Origin of the sequence: Salinactinospora qingdaonensis, assembly GCF_039539445.1 — a bacterium.
Taxonomy (GTDB): Bacteria; Actinomycetota; Actinomycetes; order Streptosporangiales; family Streptosporangiaceae; genus Salinactinospora; species Salinactinospora qingdaonensis.
This window is the reverse complement of sequence record NZ_BAABDD010000030.1, coordinates 21971-47775: the sequence shown is the minus strand read 5'-3', so window position 1 is coordinate 47775 and position 25805 is coordinate 21971. Positions and strand designations below refer to the sequence as shown.

Annotated in this window: 22 protein-coding genes and 1 pseudogene; 7 read left to right on the top strand and 16 right to left on the bottom strand. The window is 68.8% G+C overall.

The window, feature by feature from the left end:
• Positions 1-14: 14 nt before the first annotated feature.
• The 7 genes and pseudogenes from ABD848_RS21050 to ABD848_RS25105 all read right to left on the bottom strand — a co-directional run.
• Positions 15-791, bottom strand: a complete 777-nt coding sequence (locus ABD848_RS21050) for a thioesterase II family protein (RefSeq protein ID WP_344975461.1) — start codon at positions 789-791, stop codon at positions 15-17.
• Positions 781-1986, bottom strand: a complete 1206-nt coding sequence (locus ABD848_RS21045; protein WP_344975458.1) for a benzoate/H(+) symporter BenE family transporter — start codon at positions 1984-1986, stop codon at positions 781-783. The genes ABD848_RS21050 and ABD848_RS21045 overlap by 11 nt, the downstream gene beginning before the upstream one ends.
• 53 nt (positions 1987-2039) lie before the next feature.
• Entirely contained in the window at positions 2040-3428 is a 1389-nt protein-coding gene (locus ABD848_RS21040; RefSeq protein WP_344975455.1) for an FkbM family methyltransferase, read from the bottom strand.
• Positions 3425-4636 (bottom strand): alpha/beta fold hydrolase, encoded by a 1212-nt coding sequence (locus tag ABD848_RS21035; protein WP_344975452.1) that lies wholly within the window; start codon positions 4634-4636, stop codon positions 3425-3427. The genes ABD848_RS21040 and ABD848_RS21035 overlap by 4 nt, the downstream gene beginning before the upstream one ends.
• 75 nt (positions 4637-4711) lie before the next feature.
• The gene (locus tag ABD848_RS21030) at positions 4712-5668 is read right to left on the bottom strand and encodes a chlorinating enzyme (protein ID WP_344975449.1); all 957 of its coding nucleotides are present in this window, start codon (positions 5666-5668) and stop codon (positions 4712-4714) included.
• 49 nt (positions 5669-5717) lie between these two features.
• Positions 5718-6239 (bottom strand): phosphopantetheine-binding protein, encoded by a 522-nt coding sequence (locus tag ABD848_RS25110; RefSeq protein ID WP_425567639.1) that lies wholly within the window; start codon positions 6237-6239, stop codon positions 5718-5720.
• Positions 6237-7403: pseudogene (locus ABD848_RS25105) on the bottom strand (amino acid adenylation domain-containing protein); the annotation flags it as partial. The pseudogene ABD848_RS25105 and the gene ABD848_RS25110, both read right to left, overlap by 3 nt.
• A gap of 1037 nt (positions 7404-8440) precedes the next feature.
• Here ABD848_RS25105 and ABD848_RS21020 point away from each other — a divergent pair.
• Positions 8441-9598 (top strand): PucR family transcriptional regulator, encoded by a 1158-nt coding sequence (locus ABD848_RS21020; protein ID WP_344975443.1) that lies wholly within the window; start codon positions 8441-8443, stop codon positions 9596-9598.
• A 106-nt stretch (positions 9599-9704) separates the two neighbouring features.
• On the opposite strand, the gene ABD848_RS21015 is transcribed toward ABD848_RS21020, so the two are convergent.
• Entirely contained in the window at positions 9705-11762 is a 2058-nt protein-coding gene (locus ABD848_RS21015; protein ID WP_344975441.1) for an MMPL family transporter, read from the bottom strand.
• A gap of 518 nt (positions 11763-12280) precedes the next feature.
• Here ABD848_RS21015 and ABD848_RS21010 point away from each other — a divergent pair.
• Entirely contained in the window at positions 12281-12988 is a 708-nt protein-coding gene (locus tag ABD848_RS21010; protein WP_344975438.1) for a class I SAM-dependent methyltransferase, read from the top strand.
• A 156-nt stretch (positions 12989-13144) separates the two neighbouring features.
• Here ABD848_RS21010 and ABD848_RS21005 read toward each other — a convergent pair whose 3' ends face one another.
• A complete protein-coding gene (locus ABD848_RS21005) occupies positions 13145-14296 on the bottom strand; it encodes a polyprenyl synthetase family protein (protein ID WP_344975435.1) in 1152 nt (383 codons plus the stop codon).
• A 538-nt stretch (positions 14297-14834) separates the two neighbouring features.
• On the opposite strand from ABD848_RS21005, the gene ABD848_RS21000 reads away from it, so the two are divergent.
• Positions 14835-15374, top strand: coding sequence for a MarR family winged helix-turn-helix transcriptional regulator (locus tag ABD848_RS21000; protein WP_344975432.1), 540 nt, complete (start codon positions 14835-14837; stop codon positions 15372-15374).
• A 62-nt stretch (positions 15375-15436) separates the two neighbouring features.
• A complete protein-coding gene (locus ABD848_RS20995; RefSeq protein ID WP_344975429.1) occupies positions 15437-16468 on the top strand; it encodes a YbgA family protein in 1032 nt (343 codons plus the stop codon).
• A gap of 38 nt (positions 16469-16506) precedes the next feature.
• Here ABD848_RS20995 and ABD848_RS20990 read toward each other — a convergent pair whose 3' ends face one another.
• A complete protein-coding gene (locus ABD848_RS20990; protein ID WP_344975425.1) occupies positions 16507-17334 on the bottom strand; it encodes an alpha/beta hydrolase in 828 nt (275 codons plus the stop codon).
• A 255-nt stretch (positions 17335-17589) separates the two neighbouring features.
• Here ABD848_RS20990 and ABD848_RS20985 point away from each other — a divergent pair, with 255 nt between their 5' ends.
• Positions 17590-18564 carry a helix-turn-helix domain-containing protein gene (locus ABD848_RS20985; protein ID WP_344975422.1) on the top strand — a complete coding sequence of 325 codons (975 nt, stop codon included), beginning with the start codon at positions 17590-17592 and terminating at the stop codon, positions 18562-18564.
• Between the two features lie 59 nt (positions 18565-18623).
• On the opposite strand, the gene ABD848_RS20980 is transcribed toward ABD848_RS20985, so the two are convergent.
• A complete protein-coding gene (locus tag ABD848_RS20980; RefSeq protein WP_344975419.1) occupies positions 18624-19220 on the bottom strand; it encodes a hypothetical protein in 597 nt (198 codons plus the stop codon).
• 141 nt (positions 19221-19361) lie between these two features.
• On the bottom strand, positions 19362-20462 hold the full coding sequence (gene arsB / locus ABD848_RS20975; protein ID WP_344975417.1) for an ACR3 family arsenite efflux transporter: 1101 nt from the start codon (positions 20460-20462) through the stop codon (positions 19362-19364).
• Positions 20463-20637: 175 nt separating this feature from the next.
• On the opposite strand from arsB, the gene ABD848_RS20970 reads away from it, so the two are divergent.
• Together ABD848_RS20970 and ABD848_RS20965 are read left to right on the top strand one after the other, a co-directional pair.
• Positions 20638-21051, top strand: coding sequence for an arsenate reductase ArsC (locus ABD848_RS20970; protein WP_344975415.1), 414 nt, complete (start codon positions 20638-20640; stop codon positions 21049-21051).
• Positions 21052-21092: 41 nt separating this feature from the next.
• A complete protein-coding gene (locus tag ABD848_RS20965; protein WP_344975412.1) occupies positions 21093-21806 on the top strand; it encodes an arsenate reductase ArsC in 714 nt (237 codons plus the stop codon).
• 178 nt (positions 21807-21984) lie between these two features.
• Here the strand turns inward: ABD848_RS20965 and ABD848_RS20960 are convergent, their stop codons facing one another.
• From ABD848_RS20960 to ABD848_RS20945, 4 genes are all read right to left on the bottom strand, one after another.
• Positions 21985-22626 (bottom strand): protein-L-isoaspartate(D-aspartate) O-methyltransferase, encoded by a 642-nt coding sequence (locus ABD848_RS20960; RefSeq protein ID WP_344975411.1) that lies wholly within the window; start codon positions 22624-22626, stop codon positions 21985-21987.
• Positions 22623-23735, bottom strand: coding sequence for a CapA family protein (locus ABD848_RS20955; protein ID WP_344975408.1), 1113 nt, complete (start codon positions 23733-23735; stop codon positions 22623-22625). Before ABD848_RS20955 ends, ABD848_RS20960 begins: the two co-directional genes overlap by 4 nt.
• Positions 23736-23860: 125 nt before the next feature.
• Positions 23861-24748, bottom strand: coding sequence for a cytochrome c biogenesis CcdA family protein (locus tag ABD848_RS20950; RefSeq protein ID WP_344975406.1), 888 nt, complete (start codon positions 24746-24748; stop codon positions 23861-23863).
• 127 nt (positions 24749-24875) lie between these two features.
• Complete coding sequence (locus ABD848_RS20945; RefSeq protein WP_344975403.1) at positions 24876-25550, bottom strand: redoxin domain-containing protein; 675 nt, start codon at positions 25548-25550, stop codon at positions 24876-24878.
• Positions 25551-25805 lie beyond the last annotated feature (255 nt).

The window sequence follows — 25805 nt, the reverse complement described above, 5'->3', positions numbered from 1 at the left end:
GCCTTTGCTGCTCGTCAAGCGGTTTCGGCCAGTGCCGCGCGGAGTTCGTCGCTCAGCGGGTCAAGGAGAGTGCGTGCAGCGTGCGGGAAGAAGTGGTCTCCGGCCACGACCCGCAGCACGAACGGATCGGCGTAACGTTTCCAGGAGCGCATGCTCCATGGCGGCGCGATCGGGTCGTCGCTGCCGGCGAAGCCGGTGGTGGCGATGCCGACCGGGGAGGGAGCGGCGGGCGGCCACGTCTCGGCGAGCTTGAGGTCGGCCCGTAGCAGGGGCTCGAACGTCTTCAACCATCGGGGGCTCTCGACGACCTCCGCCGGGGTACCTGCAACTCGCCCCAGGTTGGCTTTGAACTCGGCTGCCCCCATCTCGTGGATGGCCGGCACCAGGATCGGCACGTCCGGCCCTCGGCACCCCGCCACCAGCAGCCGCACGGCGGGCCTGGCAGCGCGTTCGGCCAGGCGTCGCGCCAGTTCGTAGGCGACCATCGCCCCCATGCTGTGGCCGAAGAGCGCGTAGGGCCGCGCCAGGGTCGGTGCCAACACCGTCTCCAGCGCGTCGAGTAGCTGCCTCCACTCGTCGTAGGGCGTCTCACCGAGCCGGTTGTCGCGCCCCGGCAGCCGAACCGCGCACAGCTCGACCTCGGCGGGCAACGCCTCGCTCCAGCCACGAAACACCAGGGGACTGCCCGCGGCGTGGGGGAAGCACACCAGCCGCAACGCCGCTTCGGGGCGCGGCAGCGGGCGCCACAGCCACGAGTTCGGGGGCGTGCTCTCGCCGCCGTCATTCGGCATGGGCGACCTCCTGTCTCGAACGGCGGTTGACGGTCATCACCGTCCAGGCGGCCACCCCACCGGCCAACCCCCAGAAGGCTGAGCCGATTCCCAGGAGAGTCACCCCGGAAGCGGTGATCAGGAACGTGATGATCGCCGCCTCCCGGGTGCGTTCCTCGCGCAGCGCCGTAGCCATGGAGTTGGCGATGGTGCTGAACAGTCCCAACCCGGCGATGGTCAGGACGAGCGCTTCGGGGACGGCCGTGAGCAAAGCTCCGATGGTTCCACCGAAAACCCCCACGAGCAGGTAGAACACACCGGCCCACACGCTGGCGAGGTAGCGCCGCGCGGGGTCCTCGTGCGACTCCGGGCCTGAGCAGATCGCCCCCGTGATCGCGGCCAGGTTCAGCCCGAAGCATCCGAAGGGTGCCAACGCGAGATTCGTCGCACCCGTCACCGTGATTAGCGGCGACACCGGAGTGTCGTACCCCGAGCCCCGAAGCACCGCCACACCGGGAATGTTCTGCGAAGCCATAGTTACGACGAACAGTGGAATCCCCACGCTGACCGCCACCGTCCAGGAGAGCTCCGGCATGGTGAACACCGGCGCGGCCGGCTCCAAGCGCAGCGCCGCGAAGTCCAGCAGCCCTTGGCCGATCGCGATGACCACCCCCGAGGTCAGCGCGACGACGATCGCGTACCGCGCCAGCAGCCGTTTGCACACCAGATAGGCCACCAGCATCCCCAGCACCAGCACGGGTTGCTCGCCCAGCGACGTGAACGCCCCCATCCCGAACTCGACCAGCACCCCCGCCAACAGCGCTGAGACGATCGGCATCGGCACGTACCCCATGAGTCGGCCGAACCAGCCGGTCACCCCGCACACCACGATCAGCAGCGCCGAGAACAGGAACGCGCCGATCACTTCGGCCATCGGGGTGCCGTTCAGGCTTGTCGCCAGCAGCGCAGCCCCCGGAGTCGACCAGGCGGTGACGACGGGCGCCCGGTACCGCAGCGACAGGCCGATCGAGGTCACGCCCATGCCAACACCCAGCGCCAGCAGCCACGACGACAGTTGCCCCTGGGTGGCGCCCGCCGCCTGCGCCGCCTGGAAGACGATCGCTGCCGAACTGGTGATCCCGACCAGGACCGTGACGAACCCCGCGGTGACCGTCGACAGCGGAATGTCGGGCAGCACGCTTTTCAACGAAGCCATGGACGTTGGCGCCCCTGTTCTACGGGTCGGCTCTCGGTCGGCGCATCCGGGGTTTACCCTGGCCCCGCGCGCCCCCGCTTCGCCAGCCCCGCCTCGACAGCGGTCGCCAGATCGCCGAAGCGGCTGGCGGTAAAGACGATATCGGGTTCGACGACCTCTTCTCCGAGTTGCGACTCCAGCCTCGCCAGCAGCCGCACAGCGGTCAGCGAGTCGCCGCCCAAGTCAAAGAAGTCGGCCTCGGGCCGTGCCGACCCCGCGCCGAACAGTTCGGTCCACGCTTCGGTCAGCGCCCTCGGTGCGTCCCCCGGCTGCTGTCGCGCCATCGGCGCGGCATAGCCCTCGGCCTGCGACAGATCGGCCACCCACACGCACCGGTCCGGGACCGCCGCCTCGCCGGGCTCGTCGCCGGCGCGTCGGAGAACGGCCGAGCTGAGTGCCGTGAGCGTTTCCTGGGCGGGGTGCGGTGCTGTCCTCGTGGCGGTTTGCGCCGCTGGGCGGCGCGCGTAGACGTTGTAGCAGGGAGTCAGTTCCAGCCGTCTGTCACGATCGTGCGCGGTCTCGAACCCCAGGCTGTCGAGTAGTGCTAGAACCGTTTCCAGCCGCCCCTCCAGATCGTGGACCTCCACCACGAGCCGGTCGATCCGTTCCCAGGTCGCGGCATCGATCCCGGCGAGGACGTCGGCCTCGGCCTTCTCCACGTCGACCTTCAGCAGGTCGATACGCTCCAACTTCTGTTCGGCGACCACGTCGGTCAGCGTGGTGACCGCGCAGCGGCGCGGTTCGGTCGTCATGCGATCCGCCACCAACCGGTCGAACTGCGGTCCCGGTTGTGCGCCGTCACCGGTGACCAGGTAGGAGCGCAGCACATCACGATCGGCGGCGGCTTCAGCGTACATTCCCGACATGACGCTGTTGTTGGGGTAGTAGGTGAAGTCCACCTCGCCCGCGTCACTGCCGAGACCGTGGTTGAGTACGGTGACGTCGGCCCCGTGCAGTTCGGCGTTGACCGCAGCCGCGCGGGCCAGCTCCGCCACCGGCTCCACCGCTACAATCCGCACTCCCGGCGCGCTCGCGGCGGCCAGCAGCGAGAACATGCCGATGTTGGCTCCCACATCCACGACTACGCCATCGGCCGGGATCGTGATCCCGTGGCGCAGGTAGGCGTTGTCGCTGAAGATCTCCCGGTACAGGAAGTCGGTCTCGGTCCGATTCAACTGCGCCACGAGAAGCGCCCCCTCGGGCTCGTGCCACGAGAGCCCGTCCAGCCGGCCCTCGGCTTCGAGCCGGCAGGCGCGGTGCAGCAGCGGCGCGTGCCGCGCGTCGGGAACCAGATAGGCGACGCGCTCCCCTCCGCCGCGAACCACCGCCTCAGCGACGGCCGGATGTTCCAGCAGCCGCGCCGCCATCTCCCGTTCGGCGTCTTCATGCATGCCTGTGCTCACATTCCTCCCTCGAAACCCACCTCGTCCATGAACGCTCTGGCGAGCGCGATCGCCGCGGGGGCGGCGTCAAAGGCCGACAGGTGATCGCCGCGCGCCGGCGTCCTTAACCGCGCACCCGGTATCCGCTCGGCCACCAAGGCCGATCCGGCCGGATGAGCGGTCGTGTCGGCATCGCTGGTGACCACCAGGGTGGGTTGGTGCACCCCAGCCAGCAGGGGCCGGCAGTCGGTGGTCATGATCGCGCCGTTGAGCCGGCCATAGCGGTGCAGCAGTTCCGCAGTGGCGTAGGGGTAGATCAGCTCATGGGCCATGTCGGCGCGCAGCTTGTCCAACGTATTGGGTCGTCGCAGAATCTTGTGCAGGTTCGCGGCCCGTTCGCGCCGTTCCCCCGCCATAACCATCAGTGACTGCACATCCTGCTGGTGTTCGGTCTTGGGGGCCTCATCGCCCAGTTCGTAGTCCCCGTGCCACAGGCTCAGCGAACGCACCCGTGGTGAGGGGGCCGCGGCCAACGCCACCGCGGCCCCACCGCACAGTCCCATCACGTGTGCCGCCTCGACGCCGAACGTGTCCAGTACCGCGTACAGGTCCTCGGCTTGGGCCGCCACGTCGTGACCGCGCAGGTCGAAGCCGGGATCGGGGGCGAACAGCCCTCGACTCTCCCACGTCAGGACCCGGAACCGGTCCCCGAGTTCGGCCATCCAGCGCCGTACCAGGCTCACCGGCATGCCACACGCCGTGACGAGGACAACCGCCGGGGCGTCGGTCGGGCCGGCCTCGTAACAGTGGATCGGAGACCCGTCCCTGCTGTGGGCCAGCCGGGGGCAGGGCCGCGCCACTCGTGCGGCGGCGCGGCTGAGGTGGTCGTCGTCGGTGTCGACCACGCCTGCTTCTTGCTCTAGCAGCGCACCGAGAGCGAGCCGTCCGCTGATGGCGAGCTCGGGCGCCGTCAACCCTTGTGGCTCGGGGACCAGCCGTAGCGGGGGCAGTCCCAGCTCCCGCGCCAGTCGCGTGAGGAGCCGTTCCAGGGCGTCGAACCCGTCGCCGGCCTCCCCGTCCACCCGGTTGCCTCCCAGTGGTGCCACCCGGGGCACCGTCTCCAGCGCGCCGGCGAGCGGTGCCGTGGCGGCCAAGTCCGCCGCGAGCCGCGCCACTGCGTCGGCGCCGTCGAACGTTTCGTCGTCCACTGTCGGTGGGGACTCCGCCATCGTTTTTCAACCCGCTTTCCCGCTCTCGTCACGAACTGTTCGCCCCGTGCCGCCGGCTCCGGTGGCGCGCCTGTCCTATCCGTGGCGCCGTGAGAAGGGCACGCCGCGGGTGGTCTCCGTGGCGATCCGGTTCTCGGGGTTGCGGTTTTCGCCCTTGACGACCACGGCGCCGTAGCGGTCGAGGCTCACTCGCCCCCCGTACTCCTCGACGACCTCGGTGTCGGGGTACACGTGGGTCGACCCCGGCACGTAGCGCGAGGCGAACCCCATGCGCATGTCGTTGGTCTTGCCCTGGTGGGGATGGGAGGCGTGCATCAGCGTCGACCAGAACACGATGAACTGGCCGGCGGCCATGTCCATCGAGACCGCCTGCGACTCGTCGGGCTCCCAATCGGGGTCGATCTTGAGATCCCGGTAGTCATAACCGAAGAACCCTCGTCGGACACCGTCCTTGTCCACCGCGTTCACCGTGGCGGGGTCGTAGTGCATCCCCTTGGTCTCGTCATAGAACATCGTCTGGTGTGTGCCGGGGATGAACTGCAGGCAGCCCATGTCAACAGTGGCGTCGGTGAAGGCGCACCACACGGTGATCGTTCCGCCGAAGCCGGTGTCCTCAGGCCACACGATCTGCGGTGCCCCCGAGGCATTGGCGAAGGTGTCGGCCTGGTGCCAGTCGGTTCCCTCGTCACCGGGGTACTTGGGGAAGAACTCGGTGCGCCAGCACAGCACGTCGGGGCCGAGGATGCTCGACACCCGGTCGACGATCTCGGGACGACAGATGTGCTCGGCCAGGAACGTCTGATCGAGGTGCCGGTCGTAGTTGGCGATGTTGGTCACGCCCGAATGCGCCTCCTCGTCTTGGTAGACGGCGGCACTGCGGTCGAGCAGCTTGACCCGTTCCCGGCGCCAGATATCTTTGATCTCTTCGGGCTCGTAGAGCGTGAACGGTCCGGCGTAGCCGCGTTCGTGGAATTCGCGCAGTTCCTCGGCGCTCAGTGAGAAGTCGGTGCTCTGTGTCGGCTGAATGCTCACCTGCTGTTACCTCCGTGGGTATCGGGGGGTGCTGCCGGAGCGCGCGGGCCTACTCGAAGTTGGCCGCGAGTGAACGGACGGTGGCCTCGTCCACCAGCACGCTGATGTCGAGGTCGGTGTTGAAGTGGGCGTTGACCCGGTCGAACATCCGCACCAAGGTCAGCGATGTGCCGCCGAGGTCGAAGAAGTCCCCGTCGAGGTCGACCTCGGCCACCCCCAGCACCTGGCGCCATATCGCGGCGATCTCAGCTTGGACGGCAGAGAGCCCACTGCCTTCGGTGCCATCGCCGCTTTGTCTGGGGTCGGGCAGAGCGTTCCTGTCGACCTTGCCGTTGGCCGTCATCGGCAGGCTCCGCAGCGTTACGAACGCCGAGGGGTGCATGTGGCTGGGGAGCGCGGTGAGCGCGTCGACCGGCCCCTGCTGTCCCCACGCCGCTTCGACGGGCTCGCCGGCGGGGACGAGATAGGCGACCAGCCGGACGTCCCCCTCCCCATAGTCCCAGGCAGTCACCACACTCGTAGCCACACCGGGGTGGGTGTTGAGGGCTGCCTCGACCTCGCCGGGCTCGATGCGGAAACCACGGACCTTGAGTTGGTCGTCGACACGGCCGAGGTAGCGGTACTCGCCGCTGTCGTCGCGGGCGACCAGATCACCGGTGCGATAGCAGCGTCGGCCGTCGGCCTGCGAGGGGTACACGAAACGCTCTGCCGTTAGCTGCGCGCGGTTGAGGTAGCCACGCGCCACCCCGGTACCGCTGATGTAGAGCTCACCGGCCTCGCCTGTGTCGGTCGCCTCACCGCTCTCGCGCAGCACCAGGAACTCCAGCCCTGGCAGCGCCACCCCGATCGGGCTGACGCCGCGCCGGTCCACATCCTCGCGCGTGATCCGTCGGAACGAGGCGTGCACGGTCGTCTCGGTGATGCCGTACATGTTCACCAGGCGCGGCTGTTCGTCGCCTCGGCGTGCGATCCACGGTTCGAGCATGCCGGGATCGAGCCGTTCCCCGCCGAGGATCACCCACCGCAGGCGCGGACCCCCGATATCGTCGGCGGCGACCTCCGCCCCGATCAACTGCCGCAGCGCCGATGGGGTCTGGTTCACCACGGTGACTCCCTGCTCGGTCAGCAGCGACCGGAACCGGGCGGGAGCGCGGCACACCTCGTCAGGCACGATCACCAGCCGACCGCCGTGCAGCAGTGCTCCCCAGATCTCCCAGACCGAGAAGTCGAACGCCACGGAGTGGAACATCGTCCAGACGTCATCGGGGCCGAAGTCGAACTGCTGCCGTGTCTGTTCGAATAGCCCGACGATGTTGCGGTGTTCGACCAGCACGCCCTTGGGGGTGCCTGTCGATCCGGAGGTATAGATCACATAGGCGAGGTCGGTGGCCGCCCTCGGCATGCTCGGTTCCGGCGCCGGGGCACCGTCCTCGGCCGCCTCGCCGTCGACGAGGACACGCTTTCCCGCCCAGTCGCCCAGCGTCGCGGCCAACCGGGACACGGTCACGACCGCGCTCGCGCCGCTGTCCTCCAGCAGCCAGCGCACGCGCGCAGCGGGAGCGGTGGAGTCGACGGGCAGATAGGCGCCGCCGGCCTTGAGAATGCCAAGCAGGCCCACCAGCATTTCGACGCTGCGATCGGTGTACAGCGCTATCACTACGTCCGGACCGACACCGTGGCCGGTCAGCCGGCGGGCTACGACGGTAGCGCGGGAGTCGAGTTCTCGGTAGGTCATCGAACCGTCAGGAGTGGTTACCGCATCGCGTTCGGGGTGCTCCTCAGCCCTGGCCTCGAAGATCTCCTCCAGTCTGGAACCGGGAAACAAGGAATGAGATAAAGCGTAATCCCGATAGGGCAGATCCTCTTGTGAAATTTTCACCGACTCTCCTCACTGCTCTGGGAAATGGCTGTCTGGTGATTTGACTGGTTCTGTCGCCGGTTGGTTTATCGGGTTTTCGTGGGCAGCGGAGAGCCTTAGGGACCGGTTTCGTTGCTTCGAAAAACCGAACGGTTTTCGTTGTTCTCGCATCTCGAATTTCCGGTTTTGGGCACGACGGAGTGCATGCCGAGACGTCGTTCGATTGCGCCGCGGCTGTGTGGCGTTAACGCTGAAAAGAAGCTCGTAAAAGCTTTTGAGCAGGGATTTTGCGATCGATGTCACCGTGGTGTGGCATGTGGAGAAGTAGCGCGAGCCGTCAAGAAGTGAGTGATGAGAATATCTGTTTCTTGTTGGTTGGCTCCCCCGAGGTCACGCTTTCATTTTTTCGCCCCGAACTAGGATCGTAGTCGTCCTCTCTGGGACTATCAAGTAGTTCCTCTGTTTCTCTGTGTGTCGGATTTATTTTCGCTGGTCTCCGGGGGGATCGGCTGGGGGTGTGGTCTTTCTGTTGTCCAGTGTGAAGCCTGGGGAAATAATTTTTTCGGTTGGATGGCACAGGGAGCAGAGATTCAGGTTTCCCCCCATTTCACAGGCTTGCCGCGGTCCTCGCCCGCCGTCACGGCTCGCTGGGCGGCTATCGCCGCCGTGGAGGGGGACACGGGTGCAGAGTTGGGAGCGCGGCGGTGTCGCCGCGCCACCGCCGTCAGCGCCAAAAACCGCCGGAGTTGCCGCATCGGTAACAAGCGCGCCACGGTGGAGGCCATGACGTGTGGATATCTGGGGAACAGAAAGTTACCTTGCTGTCACAAACCAACGTGAAAGCCTTCCGCTCCGGGAAGTGACATATGGCTCACGCAGCGCCTCACCGGTCGACCCCCTCAGCTCGCCCTGCGATGGGTGTCCCCTCCGAGCTGGCCGCCCGGATCAGGCCCTACCTGGGTGAGAGTGCCCAGGAGATCACCGAGCAGATCCAGCGCGAGATCCCCGAGTTCGCCCGTCCTCCCGAGAGCAGCCTGGGCAGGCGGCTCCACCGGGGCGTGGAGCGGGCGATTCACCATTTCTGGGACCAGATCGAAGACCCGCACGCGCCGCGCGAGTCGCTCGTCGACCTTTACCGCGACATCGGCCGTGCCGAACTCAAGGAGGGCCGCAGCCTCGACACCCTACAGTCGGCACTGCGCATCGGCGGTCGAGTGGCGTTGCGGTTCTTGGTCGACAACAACGAACTGTTCGAGATCCCACCACAGACCCTCTTCCATGTCGCCGACGCGATCTTTCGCCACCTCGATGAGTTGGCCAGCGCCTCCGCCGAAGGCTACGCCGAAGCCCAAACCCGCCACGTCGAAGAGCAGGAGCGCCGCCGCAGACAACTGCTCCAGTTACTGCTGACCGCCCCCCAACCAGATCCCAACACCATCGCCAGTCAAGCCCGTGCCGCCGGCTGGCAGCTCCCCCACACCGCCGCCGCGGTGGCGGTGGCCGGCAACGGCGACAAGGAACTGTCCGCCCGAGGGCTACCTCCCGACGTGCTCGTCGATCTCAACTGGCTCGATGCCCGTCTGGTGATCCCCGACCCGGACGGCCCCGGACGGCCCCAGACCATCGAAGCCGCGCTGAGCGGGTGGGTCGCCGCGATCGGCCCCACCGTGCCGCTGGACGCGCTGCCCATGTCGCTGTGCCGCGCGCGCCAGGCCCTCAAGCTGGGCCAGCGCGGCATCATCGACACCAGTAGCCCTATCCGCTGTTCGGAGCACATGGCCACCCTGTTCGTGTTCTCAGACGAGGAGCTGGTGGACTCCCTCGTCCAGACGCGGCTGGCGCCGCTGCGGGAGCTCCGCCCCGCCCAGCAGGATCGCCTCGCCGAGACCCTGCTCGCCTGGTTGCAGTACTCCCGTAACGCCAACGAGGTGGCCAGCCATCTCTACGTCCATCCGCAGACCGTGCGTTACCGGCTGCGCCAGCTTGAGGAGCTCTTCGGAGATCAGCTCCACACCCCCGACCAGCGTTTTGAACTTGAGATCGCGCTGCGCGCGCGCCAGCTTCGGCGGTAACCCCGTGGCCCATCCGGCCGGGGCGCGGCAGCGTTTGCTCCAGCGCCCGGAGGTGTCGATGCCTGGGGCGGGACCGGGCCCCAGGACCGAGTCACTACCGTGGCCGTCACGAGCTGCCGGCCGGCTCTCGGCGGAAGGCGCGTCCCGGCCACCAGATCCACCGACCGGCATCCAGGGCCAGCGCGGGCACCAGCACCGAACGCACCAGCAAAGCGTCGAGCAGCACCCCGAAGGCCACCAGGAAGGCCAACTGCGCCAGGAACAGCAGCGGGATGACGGCCAGCGCGGCAAACGTCGCGGCCAACACCACTCCGGCCGAGGTGATGACCCCGCCGGTCACGGTGAGCGCGCGCAGCGTCCCTTCCCGGGTGCCGTGCTCCAGGGTCTCTTCGCGGGCGCGCGTCATGAGGAAGATGTTGTAGTCGATCCCCAGCGCCACCAGGAACACGAACGCGAACAGCGGCACCACGGGGTCGGCGCCGGGAAAGCCCAACAGGTGGTTGAAGACCAGCGCTCCCACCCCTAGGGCGGAGCCAAACGACAGCACGGTCGTCGCTACGAGCAGCAGCGGCGCCACGAGCGCCCGCAGCAGCACGATGAGCACCAGCAGGACCACCACCAACACCAGCGCGACGATCACCGTCAGATCGCGCTGAGCGGTGTCGAGAGTGTCGAGCTGCACCGCTGTCGTGCCCCCCACCAGGGCGTTCGCGCCTGAGACCGCGCCGACCTGCGCGCGCAGTTCCCGCACGACCTCCACCGCCTCGGTGGATTGGGGTTCTTCGGCGAGCGTGGCGCGCACTAGGGCACGCCCGTCCACCACCTTCGGTTCAGGCTGGACACCTGCCGGCCCGTCCTGCGGCGCGGCCTCGCCTTCGGGAACGGGCGTGGCCGCGGTGACCCCATCGACGCTTTCGGCGGCGGTCACCACCTCCTCGACCCGGTCGGCGTCGGTGACGATCTGCGCCGGTGCCGCGGTGGAGGCCGAGCCGAAACCGCGCTCCAGCGTCTCCTGACCACTGACGGCTTCGACCTCGGTGCGGAAGATCTCGGACTGGGAGGTGCCTTCGGCGCGAAACTGCGGCACGAACGCGGCGGCGGCCACTAGCACCAGCGTCGCGCCGATCCACCATAGGCGCGGACGCCGGCCCACCGTTCGAGCCACGCGCGCCCACACCCCGTGGCGGCGGTACACCGCCTCCAGCGGCCCTGCCTGCGCTTGGGCCGAAGGGGAGTAGTGGGGCCGGGCCGGCCAGAACGCCGCCCGCCCCAGCAGCAACAGCACGGCGGGCAGGAACGTCAGCGCCGAGGCCAGCGCCGCGGCGATCCCCAGCGCCGCCACGGGGCCGAGACTGCGGTTGGAGGCGAGGTCTCCGGCGAGCAGGCACAGCACACCGAGGATGACGGTGCCTCCCGACGCCAGGATCGGCTGCACGGTGCCGCCCACGGCGGCGACCACCGCGTCGACCGGGCGTCGGTGCTCGACCAGCGTTTCGCGGTAGCGCGACACCAACAGCAGCGCGTAGTCGGTGCAGGCGCCCACGACCAAGATGAACAGGATGCCTTGGCTCTGCCCGTTGAGCTGCAACCAGCCCGTGTCCGCAGCGACGTAGACAACCGCGGCAGCCAGCACCAGCGCCAGCATCGCCGCGACGATCACGACAAAGGGCAGCAGCGGAGAGCGGTACACCGCCACCAGGATCACCAGCACGGCTCCCAGGGCGACGGCCAGCAGCGTGCCGTCGATGCCGGCGAAGGCCGCCGAGAGGTCGGCGGCGAAGCCGGCGGGCCCGGTCACCTGCACGGTGACGCCCGCGCCGGCCTGTTCGCCGGCCACTTCGCGCAGTTCGTCGGTGGCCTCGGCGGTGTCGACATCCTCCGACAGCGGAACGACGAGTTGGGCGACCGTGTCGTCCTCAGGGCCGGGGATCGGTCCCGTGACCTCTCCGGCGACCCCGTCGGCGGCGGCGATGCGCTCGGCGTCTTGGGAGAGCTCGGCCAGCCGTTGCGGTGTCCACGTCCGGTCGGCGGAGTAGACCACGATCGCCGGCACGGTCTCACGGTCGGCGAAGTCCGCGGCCACCTCCTGGACCTTGGTGGACTCCGCACCCAAGGGCAGGAACGTGGCCTCGTCGTTGCTCTGCACCTCCGAGAGCTTGCCCATGAAGCTACCGAGAGGTCCCGCCCCCAGCAGCCACACCAGCGTCAGCAGGATCGCCGCCGCGTACCAGAGCCTCCGGCGGCGCGGCGGCCTCGACGACCGCTGCGCCGCTCGCTCGCCCGGAGGCCCCTTCCCAGCAGCGGAGTGATGCACGGAATTCACCGGGAACCCCCAAAAAAGAACCAAAAAAAGCTTCTTGGAAAACGAGCTAATAATGGGGAGCTTACCAGCCGCACAGGCCCGGTCGGTGTGACCCTCGGGCCGGCCGCAACGGGCAGCGCTGCGGTGGTGTACTCCGGCAGCGCGAGGTGGTGTACTCGGGGAGCCGGCGCCACGCAGCGCCGCGGTTACGCCGTCGAAGACGAGGTGGCGGCCCGCGCGGGTTCACTTCCCGGCCGTGCTGAGGCAAGCCGGGTCAGACCGCCCGGCGGCATCGGAGCCACCACCGTCTGCCAGCCAAGGCGCCCGCCGGCAACGGCCACACGGACAACGGGAGACCCATGCGCGCTTCGGTGCGGGATATGAAACGTGGAGCGGTCATCGGCGAGTTCGACCACGCCGCCGCCTCCTACGACCGACTTGTGGGAGCCAACCCCGGCTACCACCGCAACCTGCGGAGATCGGCCCGCCGGCTCGGGCTGCCCGCCGGCGGGACGGGGCTGCGGATTCTCGACCTGGGCTGTGGGACCGGCGCCTCCACCGCCGCCCTCGCCAAGGTGTTTCCGCAAGCCCAGATCGTCGGCGTGGACGCTTCCGAGCAGATGCTCGCCGTGGCCCGCGCCAAACCGTGGACCCCGCGCGTGCGGTTCCACCACGCCCGCGTCGAGGAGTTGACCCCACCGGAGATAGGCGGCCCGGTAGACGCGCTGCTCGCCGGCTATCTGCTGCGCAACTGCCCCGCCCCCGACACGGCGTTGGCGACGATGGGTTCCCTGCTGCGCCCCGGCGGCCGGATCGCGCTCCACGAGTACTCGGTGGCCGACGCGCCGGCTGCCCGAGCCGTGTGGTCGCTGGTGGCCTGGGGCGTCATCATCCCGCTTGGCCGGCTCCTCACGGGACGCACCGACCTGTACCGCTACCTATGGCGCAGCGTCATGGACTTCGACGGTGCCACCGCTGTCACCCGGCGCATGCGCGCCGCCGGCTTCGAGAACGTCCGCGCCCTGCCCATGCCGGGCTGGCAGCGCGGCATCGTCCACACCTTCATCGGCCGGACCCCCACCTCTTAACGCCCTGCGGGGGAGTCGGGAGCGGCAGTGGCTCCCCGGGATCTCCGTGCTCTTCGTTTGCTCGTGCCGCGATATCGCCAGCATGGGAAGGCGACGGCGGAGGAGCCCACCCGCGTGCGCCCGCCGCCGGCCCTCGCCCGCTCCCCCAAACAGAACCTAGCCGGATCGGGAGGTGGCCTCCAGCGCCAGGGTCCGCAGCGCCTCGCGGGCGGTGGCCTTGATCGGCGCCTTCCCGATGCGTTGCAGGCCGCTGTCGAGCAGTTCCCGCACCTGCCGTTCCACGGCCTCGCGCGCGCCTAGCTCGTCGAGGAGCTTGCCGACGACGCGGACATCGTCGTCAGTAAGTTCGGCGTCGCCCACCGCGGCGCGCAGTGCCTCGGCGGCGGAGCTGTCGCGCTCCTCAGCCCGCCGCAGCCCGATTGCCAGGAGCAGCGTGCGCTTGCCCTCACGCAGGTCGTCGCCGATGGGTTTGCCGGTCCGCGCGGGATCGCCATAGATCCCCAACAGGTCGTCGCGCAACTGGAAGGCGGTTCCCACCTCCGCGCCATAACCGCGTAGCGCCGCCACCAGTTCCTCGTCGGCGCCGGCCAGAGCGGCACCGAAGTGCAGGGGGCGTTCCACGCTGTAGGCCGCTGTCTTCACCGCGTCGACCCGCAGGGCGGTGCGCTCCGAGGCGTCGCGACGGGCCTGAGCACGCAGGTCGAGAAACTGGCCGGCGATCATCTCGGTGCGCATCGCCCGCCAGGGGGCACGCACGCGCGCCCGCGTGGCCGGATCGTCGACGACCTCGGCGAGCATGTCGTCGGCCCAGATCAGCGCCAGGTCGCCGGCCAGGATCGCCAGCGACTCGCCATAGCGTTCGGGCGAGCCGGCCCAGCCGTTGCGGCGGTGCGCCTCGGCGAAGGCCACGTGTATCGCCGGTTGCCCGCGGCGCAGCACCGAACCGTCCATCACGTCGTCTTGGATCAGCGCGCACGCCTGGATGAGTTCCAGCGCCGAGGCGGCGCGCAGCGCGGTTGTCGCGGCCTGGCCGCTCCCGGAGCCGCCGGCGGCGCGCCACCCCCACCAGGCGAATACGGGGCGCATGCGCTTGCCACCGCCGAGCGTGAAGTGTTCCAGCCGCGCAACGACCTCCTCGCTGAAGTGGGGATCGATCTCGCTCGCCGCGCTCCGGCGCGCCGCGAAGTAGTCGCTGAGGACGTGGGTGACAGCGCCGGGGACGTGCCCATCCAGCTCCGCGGAGGACGTAAGCGAGGCGCTGGGCGCCGGCGACGCGACGTCGAAGTCGTTACGGCGAGTCGCGGACATGCTGAGCCTCCTGGGCGATATGGGCGGAGCCGGGTTACTGGTCAGTGGTCGTGGGACGTTTCGTCTTAATTTTGTTTTTCATGATTCTTGATTTCCAAACATTTTCTTGGTGATTCCGGAAGGGGGAAGCAATCGCCCACCCAAGGACATATGGTCATGGTGCTCCACCTCTGTTCTCGGGATTCACTGGTGTCCCCTTGCTAGGTATCCGATCGGTGCGAAGAACCGCTCGTGACGCGCCGCACCTGGTCAAACCGGTACGGGAACCGGGTGCGCACCCCGGTCGCGCCCCCGTGCGGCACCGCTGTCCGTTGCGGCGCTGCACACGTCTGCCGCCGCCTACAATCATTTTTCAGGCGCTGATCGCGCGCCGGGCCGTTCCCGGCGATCGCCTCGGCCGGCCCGTGTTTCGGGCGTGAAAGCATGGTCAGCGTCAGGACGGCCACACCGCACCTCGGCGCGCGTGGCCGCCTACGACTCGCACGAACGCGGCCGGCCGACGAGAACCGGTCGCGGCTGACGACTATGTGGGAGACGTATGGATACCGCACCGGACGCCTCGCGGGCCGATCGGCCGAGGAGTCCGGAACCGGCCCACCGGGACGACGACACCGCCGGACAACGCTCGCGAGAGGCGCTCTACCGCGCCATTCAGGTCGATGGGCAGCGGCTGGCCACGGGGCTCATCCGCCTGCTCCACGCTATGTCGGAAAACGTGGATCTCAACCCGACCGACTTCCAGTGCTACGTGCTCCTTAAGATCGGCGGGCCGATGACGCCGGGGGAGATCGCGTCGGGCCTCAAGCTCGCCACCGGCTCGGTGACCGGCGTCATCGACCGTCTCGAAGCGCGCGGTCTCGTGCGCCGCGCCCGTCATACCGAGGATCGGCGCAAGGTCGTCGTCGAGCTGGACGAGGACGCCGAGGTCATCGAGGGCGGCGCCGGCTTGGGGATGCGTGAGGCGATGATCGCGCTGCACGACTCCTACTCCGAGGAGCAGTTGGAGCTGATCGCCGACTGGCTCAACCGGATCGGCAGCGCACTGGTCGAGGTCGCTTCGGGAAACCGCCGCACCTGAACCGGCGCGCTCGGGGCGCTGTAGGGTCGACGCTGCCGGCGAAGCGCCCCTACGCTGGGATTATGAGGAGCGATGCCACGGGGCCGTCGGCTCTTTCCCGCAGCAGCGGCTCGGGCACGCCGTCAACGGCCGGCCAGCGCCCGCGGATCGGGGTGTCCAGTTGCTTGCTGGGCGAACCCGTCCGCTACAACGGCGGCCACTGCCGTAACCGTTTCCTCACCGACGTCCTGGGACGCCACGTGGAGTGGGTCGCGATCTGCCCCGAGGCCGAGATCGGTCTGGGTACGCCGCGCGAAACCTTGCGTCTGGAGCGGACTGACGCCCCGAGTGGCGCCCAGCCACGGGTACGCGCCACCAAGAGCGGAACCGACCACACCGACGCGATCCGTAACGTCGCCGACGCCCATCTGGCGGTGCTGCGCACCCTCGACGGCTATGTCCTGAAGAACAAGTCCCCCAGTTGCGGCCTGTTCGGACTGCCGGTGTTCGAGGAGGGCAAGCGCGTTGACGGCAAGGGGCGCGGCGGTTTCGCCGCCCGGCTCCTCGACCTGTGTCCGGAGTTGCCCGCAGAGGAGGAGGGGCGGCTTACCGACGCCGATCTATGCGAGCACTTCGTCGAGCGCGTGTTCGCCCACGCCCGGCTGCGGGCGCTGCTGGAGTCGGCGTGGCGCCCCCGCGATCTCATCGACTTCCACGCCCGCCACAAGCTCCAATTGCTGTCGCACTCCCCGCAGGGGGCCCGCTCGCTGGGGCGGATCGTCACCGAGGCCGGCACCGGCGAGCGCTCCGACATCGCTGCCGACTACACCGCCGCTTTCCACAGTGTGCTCGCCACCCCCACCTCTCCCGGCAAGCACGTCAATGCGCTACAACACGCCTTCGGCATGGTCAGTGGCTATCTCGACGACAGCAGACGCCACGACATCCTCGCCGCCATCGACGACTACCGGGCCGGCCACGTGCCGCTGACCCTGCCGCTGTCGCTGATCCGGCACCACTGCAACGCTGAACGTGTCGCATGGGCCAGCCAGCAGACCTACCTCGCGCCCTTCCCCACCGACTTGGGGCTGCGCAACCAGTTGCCACGCAAGTGAGCCGTGGCCCGCTGCCGGGCGCGGCCACAGTGACCCGTTCAGGGTTGGGGCAGCCGAGAGCGGATCGAGTGGTGGGGCGCGGCCCAGCTCAAGGCGTAGTCGGCGACCCGCTCCCAGCCTGAGACGCCGATGGTGAAGTTAGGGCGGCCGGGGAACTCCTTGTGCTCGGTGGTGACGTCGGGGGCCCGGTAGCGCTTTACGGTTTCCTGGCTCAGCCATGGGGGACTCAGCCGGTCGGCGCCTCCCGAAATCAACAGCAGCGGGGCCCGCTCGTTGTTGTCCAGGTTCACTTCCGTCGCCGGATGGAGAGTCAGATTGGCGGTGGCGACCTGCCAGAGGGGCCGCCCCGGTGTCGGCACGTGGTGGCGCGCGTACAGTGTGTCGGAGTCCTCCCGGTCCAGCGTGTTGCAGAACCATTGGTGCCAGTCCTGTAGGCTCAGCCCCACCGTCCCCGTGCGGCTCTTCGGGATGCGCAGGATCGGAAACGCGCTGCGCAGGGTCGGCAGGGGGAGGCGAAGCACCCCTTTGATCGGTGAGGAGTTGATCGCCACACCGGCCATCCCCAAACCGCGGTCCAGCAGGATCTGGGTTACCGCACCGCCCAGGGAGTGCCCCATGATGATCGGGGGCTCGTCCAGGTCGCGGATGATCCGCTCATAGTGGTCGACGATCTCACCGACGCCAATATCCTCCAGCCCCTGAGGAGCCAGCCGCAGCGCGGCCACGTTGTCGCTCATGCCGGGCCAGGCGGGCGCCAGCGTGCGGTAGCCGGCAGCGGTATAGCGGGCCACCCAGGGGTGCCAGGCGGCCGGGGTCAGCCACGGGCCATGGATTAACACGATCGTGCCAGTGGTTCGGGGATTCATGCTCTCTCCATTGAGGGCTTCGATGATGGAACAGTTGGTGGTGGGGCGGGTGGGTTTTCACCCTCTCTTTGCTTCTTCCCACCATCTCTTCGGCACTACCGAAAATTTAGGTGAAACCCCAGCTCAAAAGGTTGATACATGTGCATACCCCTATGCTCGGTGTGCACAGTTGAATCCCATACCGCCTCTTGTGTCCGCTCTGACCTGCGATAACCATAGAGAAGTAGGAGGGATCGGCGAATCGTGGGGGCAACGATGACAGCGATCTGGGACGCCTCATCCATGCCACCGCAGGAGCGCGCGGATGCACTGCGCGAGTTCCTGGGCACCGAGATCGGGCCACTGGAGGTGGACCACAAGGTCCCACCCCAGGACATCCAGGTGCGGCTGGCCTTGAGTGACCTTGGGAGCACCGGGCTGTGCTCGGCGCGTTCCAGCGGTCTTATCGGGCGGCGCACTTCCAAGCAGGCCCGAGACGACACGCCACCGACCCTCGTGCTCGCTCTGCAACGGTCGGGAACGGGGATGGTGCTCCAAAGCGGCAGGGAAGCGGTACTGCGTCCCGGCGAGTTCGCACTGTGCGACACGACGCTCCCTTACACGCTGGCTTTCCAACAGGGCATGAACACGCACTTCTACTTCATCCCGCTCAGTGAGGTCGCGCTTCCCCACGACGCCCTGCGCCGGATCTGCGCCGTCTCCATGGGGGAGCGCACCCCCATGGAAGGGTTGGCCTCCAACCACCTCACTCGGGTCGCCGAGGCCCCCGAGCTGCGTACCGGTAGCTACGCCGAGCAGTTGGCCCAGCCCAGCGTCGAGCTGGTCCGCGCGTTGCTGGCCACCCACGTCGACCACCTCGGCCTTGCTCGCGAGCCACTGCACGAGAGCATGACCGGCCGCATCGTGGAGTACATGCGCCAGCACCTCGCCGAGCCCGACCTCTCGGCCACTCGGATCGCCAGAGCGCACAACATCTCGGTGCGCTACCTCTATGTGCTGCTGGAGCGTTCCGGGATCAGCCTGGGCGACTGGATTCGTGCGCGCCGACTGGAGGAGTGCCGCAAGGCGCTGGCCAAGCCCACCTCCAGGGCCGTCACGATCGCCTCGATCGCCCGCCGATGGGGCTTCACCGACCCCGCGCACTTCAGTCGCGCGTTCCGCGAAACCTACGGCGTCACCCCTCGGGAGTGGCGGGCGACGCGGGCACCGGCGACCTCCGCCCCTCGCTGAGGCGATCCCAGGGGGCGGTGCCCTCTCCCGAGCGCTTGGCGGGACACCACCATCGGGCCTCAGTAGGGCCACTCGGCGACGGAGACGCGCGGAACCCCCACCCCTTGGGCCGAGCACATGAGGTCCTTGCCGCCGGTGGGGGCGTAGCTGCTGCCACTGCCATCCCCGACGTTCACGAACACCTCGATCCCCGACACAGGGACGGGGCGACACGCCCTGGTCGGATAGTTGCGCGGGTTGGGCTGGGCCAGGGTCAACAGAGCCATGCCCTGCGGTTCCACGACGAAAGTTCGGCCTCGCGTGTCAGAGCTGTACTCGGCCCAGGAGCCGACCCGTGCGCCGCCCGGCTCTTCGGTCCAGTACACGTCCACGCGGTCGGACAGTTCGCAGGGCTGCGTGGCGGCTTCGCTGTCGCCGCCGGTCCGGATCATCGCGAATTCGATGTAGATGGTTCCCGCCGCCGCGCCGCGCTCATCCTCGATGATCGTGAAGTCGTCACTTCGGCACGGTCGCAGGTGGGTGTTCTCCCGCTCCGACGGCGCACTCGGCTGTGCGGTGGCCGGCGCGGCGCCGGTGGCCACAGCCGCCACCGTCAGGGCCACGCCCAGCGCACTCCGGACATGCCAGCCCAGCCGCGCCGGCATGAGAGTGGTCATTGGTCTCCCCCTCCGTGAGTTTCCCCGACACACTGTGGACACAGTATGTGAAAGTCTCTCACGGAGGGTGGTTTTCTTGGTGGAGGATGTGGTCGAGTGTGAGGGTGTGTCCCCTTAGTGGGACTTTGTGCGTGGTTTCGCCTATCTGTCGCTTCCGCCGGGGGCATCGACAGTCCGGCCGGCGAAGAAACGGCGTGCCCACAGCGAGACGTAGACCAGAGCCACCAACACCGGCACCTCGATGAGCGGGCCGACCACCCCGGCCAACGCCTGGCCCGAGGTGACGCCGAACACACCGATGGCCACGGCGATGGCCAGTTCGAAGTTGTTGCCGGCGGCGGTGAAGGCCAGAGTCGTGGTGCGCTCGTAGGACAGCCGCGCGGCCCACCCGAGCAGCATGCTCAGTCCCCACATCAACGCGAAGTAGACCAGCAGCGGCACGGCGATGCGTGCCACGTCCAACGGCTGGGAGGTGATCGCCTCGCCCTGTAGCGCGAACAGCATCACGATGGTGAACAGCAGCCCGTACAGCGCCAGCGGGCCGATGCGAGGCAGGAACGTCCCCTCGTACCACGCCCGCCCCTTGGAGCGCTCGCCGGTCAGCCGGGTGAGGTAGCCCGCCACGAGGGGGATACCCAAGAAGACCAGCACCATCGCGGCGATGTGCCAGGGGGAGACGTCGATCCCGCTGCGCGACAGCCCGAGCCAGCCCGGTAGTAGGTCGAGGTAGAACCAGCCCAGCGCGCCGAAGGCGACGACTTGGAACACCGAGTTCAGTGCCACGAGCACAGCGGCGGCCTCACGGTCGCCACAGGCCAGGTCGTTCCAGATGATGACCATCGCGATGCAGCGCGCCAGTCCGACGATGATCAGCCCGGTGCGAAATGCCGGCAGGTCGGGGAGGAAGATCCAGGCCAGGGCGAACATCACCGCCGGCCCTATCAGCCAGTTCAGCACGAGGGACCACACGAGCAGCCGCGCGTCGCGGGTGACGCTCTCCAGGCGGTCGTAGCGGACCTTGGCCAGGACCGGGTACATCATCAGCAGCAGTCCCAGCGCGATCGGCAGGGAGATCCCGCCGACGCTCACCGAGTCCAGCGCCGCCTGAAGCCCCGGTGCCACCCGGCCCAGCAGCAGTCCGGCGGCCATCGCCAGCGCGATCCACACCGGCAGGAACCGGTCCAGCGTCGACAGCCGCCGCCCCTGCTCGGGGGCGTGCGTGCTCGTCTCGGCTCGCACCATGCCTTACTCTCTTCCGTCGGTCACCGTGGTTGCCGCGCTCACTGTACATCAATATTTTTTGATATCAGTCAAAGCTGATAAGTTGTGGGGTGTCGGTAGGGTCGCAGCTTTCCCATTGGCCTGCTAGCTTCCCGCCGGCACCGCTAGCAGCCGCGCAACGAAAGAGGTCACCACCGTGTCGGACAAGCCCAGCGTGCTGTTCGTGTGCGTCCACAATGCGGGTCGCTCCCAGATGGCCGCCGGCCTGCTCACCCACCTCGCCGGTGACGCCGTTGAGGTCCGTTCGGCCGGTTCGGTTCCCGCGGAGAGCGTCAACCCGGTGGCCGTCGAAGCGATGCGTGAGATCGGCATCGACCTCACCACCGCCCAACCTAAGCCCCTCACCGTAGACGCCGTCGAGGCCAGCGACGTCGTGATCACCATGGGCTGCGGTGACACCTGTCCGGTCTTCCCCGGTAAGCGCTACCTCGACTGGGAGCTCGACGATCCGGCCGGCCAGCCTATCGAGCGCGTGCGTCCGGTCCGCGACGAGATCGCCCGCCGCGTCGAGACGCTCCTCGCGGAGTTGGGTGTCTCCCCGAGCCGCTGACGCGACAGCCTGGGCGGCCCCCGCAGCGACGCATCACCACAATGAAAAAGACGGTTTTCATCGCACGTCCGTTCGTCCAGTACGGGGAGCCCACCATGCGCCGCCAGCCACCTCTACCCGGCCTGCTGTCCCCCCAGGCCGTCCTGCGCCGCGTCAGTCAACGCCTCGCCGCCCACTTCACCGGCGTCTTCGCAGCCGAGACCGTGCAGCGCTACGTCGACGACGCCTACCGCTCGCTGGCCGCCACCGCCTCCATCCACGCTCACCTGCCGCTGATCACCGAGAGGTTCGCCGCCCAGCAGCTCACCTCCGTGGCCCGTGCCGAGGGTCTGTTGCCCAAGGAGCACCCGACGGTACTGTTCGTGTGCGACCACAATGCCGCCCGCTCCCAGATCGCCGCCGCGTTGCTCGCCCGCCGGCTCCCGGACCGCGTCACCGTGCACTCTGCCGGCTCCCACCCGCACGGCCAGATCGACCCCACCGTTCTCGCCGCCATGCGTGAGATCGGCGTCGACCTCAGCGAGGACTTCCCCAAGCCCCTGACCGGCGCCATCCTGCGCTCCGCCGACATCGTCGTCACCATGGGCTGCGGTGACGCCTGCCCCGTGCTGCCCGGCAAGCGCTATTTCGACTGGAACCTCTCCGACCCGCTGGGGCGCCCCCTCGACGAGGTGCGCGCCATCCGCAACACCATCGACGTGCGGGTGCGACGCCTCGCCGACGACCTCGCGCGGCCCCGCGCGCAGGAGAACTAGTACCACCGCGCGCTGGATTCCGTTCTTCGAACGGCTGTGGTGCGGAGGCTATGGGAGTGCTCTTCGCCTCCTCACCCCTCGATCGCTGCGCGATCTCGCCAGCCTGCGGGGGCGACGACAGACGCGCTCACCCGTTTCCGCCCACCGCCCGCTCTCGCCGCCCTTCCCAAAAACAAACCTAGGCCGGAAAACCGTACGCCCCGTGCAGCGGGACGAAGCTGGCCAAAGCGAGCACGACCTGCCGCGCAACCCCCCGCTCGCCGGCCCGGAACAGGGTAACCTCCTCCTGGCCGCCGGGGCCGATGGGTTGCACGAGCCGACCACCCGCCCCAAGCTGCTCGGCCAGCGGCTGCGGGACCTCAGGAAACGCCGCCGAGACCACGATGGCGCCAAAGGGCGCTCGGTCGGCAGCGCCGCGGCTGCCGTCCCCGGTACGGACCTCCGCGTTGTCCACGCCGTGTCGGGCGAGGTTCGCCTGCGCCTGCCAGGCCACGTCGGGCCACAGTTCGACGCTGATGACCTCGGCGGCCAGGTGAGCCAGCAGAGCGGTTTGGAACCCAAGGCCGGTGCCGACCTCCAACACCCGCTCGTCGGCGGCGGGGGCGACCCCCGCCACCATGCGCGCGACCAGCGAGGGTTGGGTGGTGACCTGGCCGTGGTTGATCGGTACGGGCTCGTCGATATAGGCGAGCGCCCGGTGGGCGGCGGGCACGAACTTTGCCCGGGGCGTAGCGCGCATGGCCGCCAGCACCCGCACGTCATGCACCCCCGCGGCGCGGGCGGCGCGGACCAGGGCCTCGGGGCCGTCCTCGGTAGTCATACTCGCCGTACGGTGAGCGCGCCGTCGGGGGTCATGCCGACTCGAGAGCCGAAGTCGCGGCTGATCCGGTCGAGGGTCGACTGGAGCCACCGCGTGTCCTCGTGGCCGGCGTGGCCCAGGCGCATCCGCCGCGCCCGCATCGGCACCAGCCGCACCTCCGTGGGAGCTGCCAGGCCGGGTTCCACCGAGACGAGATACAGCAGTCGCAGCTCGTCGCGGTACTGCTCGTGGCCGACGATGCCTTCGTAATCGTTGATGAAGTCACCGCAGCCGTAGAGGATGAGCCCGTTGCGGTACAGCTCCACCGGGCGGGGGTGGTGCGAGGAGTGCCCGTGCACGATGTCGACCCCGCCTTCGATCAACGCGTGGGCGAAGTCGGTCTGCTCGGGCGTGACGGTGTATCCCCAGTTGTCGCCCCAGTGCACTGAGGCGATCACCACGTCGCCGGGCTGTTTCACCCGCTCGACCCGCTCTACGATCTCCGTTGCCGCCGCGGGGGAGGGGGCGGAGACGAAGTCGACCCCGGCTCGCTCCTCGGTGGCGGCCCACTGCGCCGGGATGCCGCTGGAGGCCATGCCGAACGAGAAGACCACCACCCGAGTGCCGGCGCCGGTGGGCACGATCGCGGGCCGCCGAGCTTGGTCCGCGTCGAACCCGGCCCCCACCGTCCGCAGGCTGGCGTGCGCGAGCGCGTCGAGTGTTTCCGCCAATCCCCGGCGGTCGAAGTCCAGCACGTGGTTGTTGGCCAGGGCACAGACGTCGGGATGGGCCACGCTCAGGCTAGGCAGGTTGGCCGGGTTCATCCGGTAGTGCACCAGCTTGTTCGACATGAAGTCGTCGCTGCTAGTGACGCTGGTCTCCAGGTTCACCACCCGCACGTCGGGCGTGGTCTCTGCCAGTACCGCCAACGCGTCCCCCCACGGCCAGGAAAAGTCCACGGGAACGTCGATCGGCCCGTTCGCGGTCTCAGCCAAGCGCACGTAGCCGCGAGCGTCCGCAACGTAGGGTTCGCGCACTTCCGGGGCGCCGGGGTAGGGCAGGATCTGGTCGACGCCACGGCCGAGCATGACGTCACCGCACAAGAACACGGTCAGCGGAGTGGCTGCCATATTCTCCAGCCTAGGAGTTCCTCGCTTTCTCGCTGGTCATCTGGCCCGTGGCGACCCCGGCCCGATGTGGCCGCACCCGGCCGGCGCGCCGGCTATCGAACCGGGGAGCGCAGCGTCGCTTCCCCTCACTCCGCGGGGGAGACAGTTGTGGCACGGCGTCGCCGGCCACGCCAGACTCCGATCACCGTTGCCAGAGCCACCAGCGCCACCAGCGCCACCAGCACCCACGCCGGGCCGGCCGCGTCCAGCCACCGTGCCAGTTCGGCTTGGACGCCCGTGGCAGCCTCGATCACCGGGTCGTCGACGGAACCGTTGGCCAGGACCCGGATCTCGAACCAGCCGTAGTAGGCCACATAGGCGCCGGCCAGCACCAGCAGCGCTCCGCTGACCCGGTTGACCACGGGCAGTGAGCGGCGCAGCCGCATCGCCAGCGTGTCGCGGGCCAGCGCGGCGCCGATGGTCAGCACCGCGATCACCAGCCCCATGCCGGCGGCGTAGGCCAAAAACACGCCCACCGCCCCCAGTGCGCTGGTCGAGCGCAGCGCACTGGCGGTCAGTGCGAGGAACGGCCCGATCGTGCACGACAGCGAGGCCAGCGCATAGCTGACACCGTAGGTCGCGGCCCAGCGCAGCGAGCGGGTCGGCTTGCCGGGGGTGGGTTTGGGCAGCAGCAGCGTGATGTCGCGTCCGCTGAGGAGCCACCCGCCGACGCCGATGAGCACCAGCCCGATGACGACGGTCACCCATGGCAGGTAGCGCTCCACTGACAGGGCCAACGGGGCCACCACCAGCCCGAAACCGGCGAACACGGCGACGAAACCGCCGGTCATGGCCAGGGTGGTGCCCAGCGCCCGCCCCAGGGAGCGCACCCGTCGCCCGACACCGCCCGCGTCCGCGTCGTCCTCAGCAGCCACCAGCAGCGCCAGATAGCCGGGCAGCAGCGCGAACCCGCACGGGTTGAGCACGGCGAGCATGCCCGCCACCAGGGCGATCGCGAAGGGCAGCTCGTTCACCGGTCGCCTCCAGAGTCATCCCTCCCCCGCGCTCCAGCGGGAGTTGCTCGACGGTCCGGCTGCGTGGCCGAGACGGCCGGCCAGGGTGGCCACGGCTGCCGGCGGTGCGGTCGAGCCGGCGGCCGAGTCACGAGAGTTCTTCGTCGATGTAGGAGTCGAGTTCGCTGTCGCTGAGGCTGCCCCCGACCGTGGTGAAACTGCCATCGGAGCGCAGGAACGCGAACGCGGGCTGGCTGGTGACCTCGAAGCCCGACCAGATCGAACCGTCGGAATCGACCAGGTGGCGCATCTCGTCGACGCCGGTGTCGGAGACGAACCCCTTCATGGCGTCGACCTCGCCGCGGCCGGCGACACCGATGAACTCGACCTCGCCGGCGTAGCGCTGCGCCGCGGCGGACACGCTGTCGGCCTCGCCGCGGCAGATGGAACACCAGGGAGCCCAGAACCACAGTACCGCCGGGTCGCCGTGCAGGGAGGCGCCGGCGATGTCGTCACCGCTGACCGTCTGGGTTTCAAAGCTCAACACCGGCGGGGGCGCCGACGCGCCCGGTGCGTCGACCGGCATGTCGTCGCTGCCGCTGGCGTTGCCGCTGCTAGCGCTGCCAGCACTGTCGGCGCTGTCACCGCTGCCGCCGGCGCTGCCGGTATTGTCGTCGCTGCTGGCACCGCCCTCGCTACCTTGGGCGGAGTTGGCGCTCTCCTGGGCGCTGTCGGGGGAAACGCTGCTGTCGGGGGAACCGCAGGCGGACAGGCCCACCACGATCGCCGCGCCGGCGGCGATCGAGCGGAACGTGATCTTCATGCTCACCTCGTGGTCGTCAGTGTTGTCGTCGCCGGCACCAGCACATCACGGCAGGAGCGGCGCGCCGCCGCGCCCCTTCCTCGCGGCGGCGCACGCCCCCTGTCGGCTCGGCAGCGCCGGAACCAGCGGCGCAAGCCAAGTCGACCTCTATTCGGAACCGTCGCCCCGAAGGCGACGTGCCGGCGACAGAAATTTTCCCTTATGGCATGCAATACGGGAGAACGTGTTGTCGACCGTTCGCAGCAGTGCCGGCGC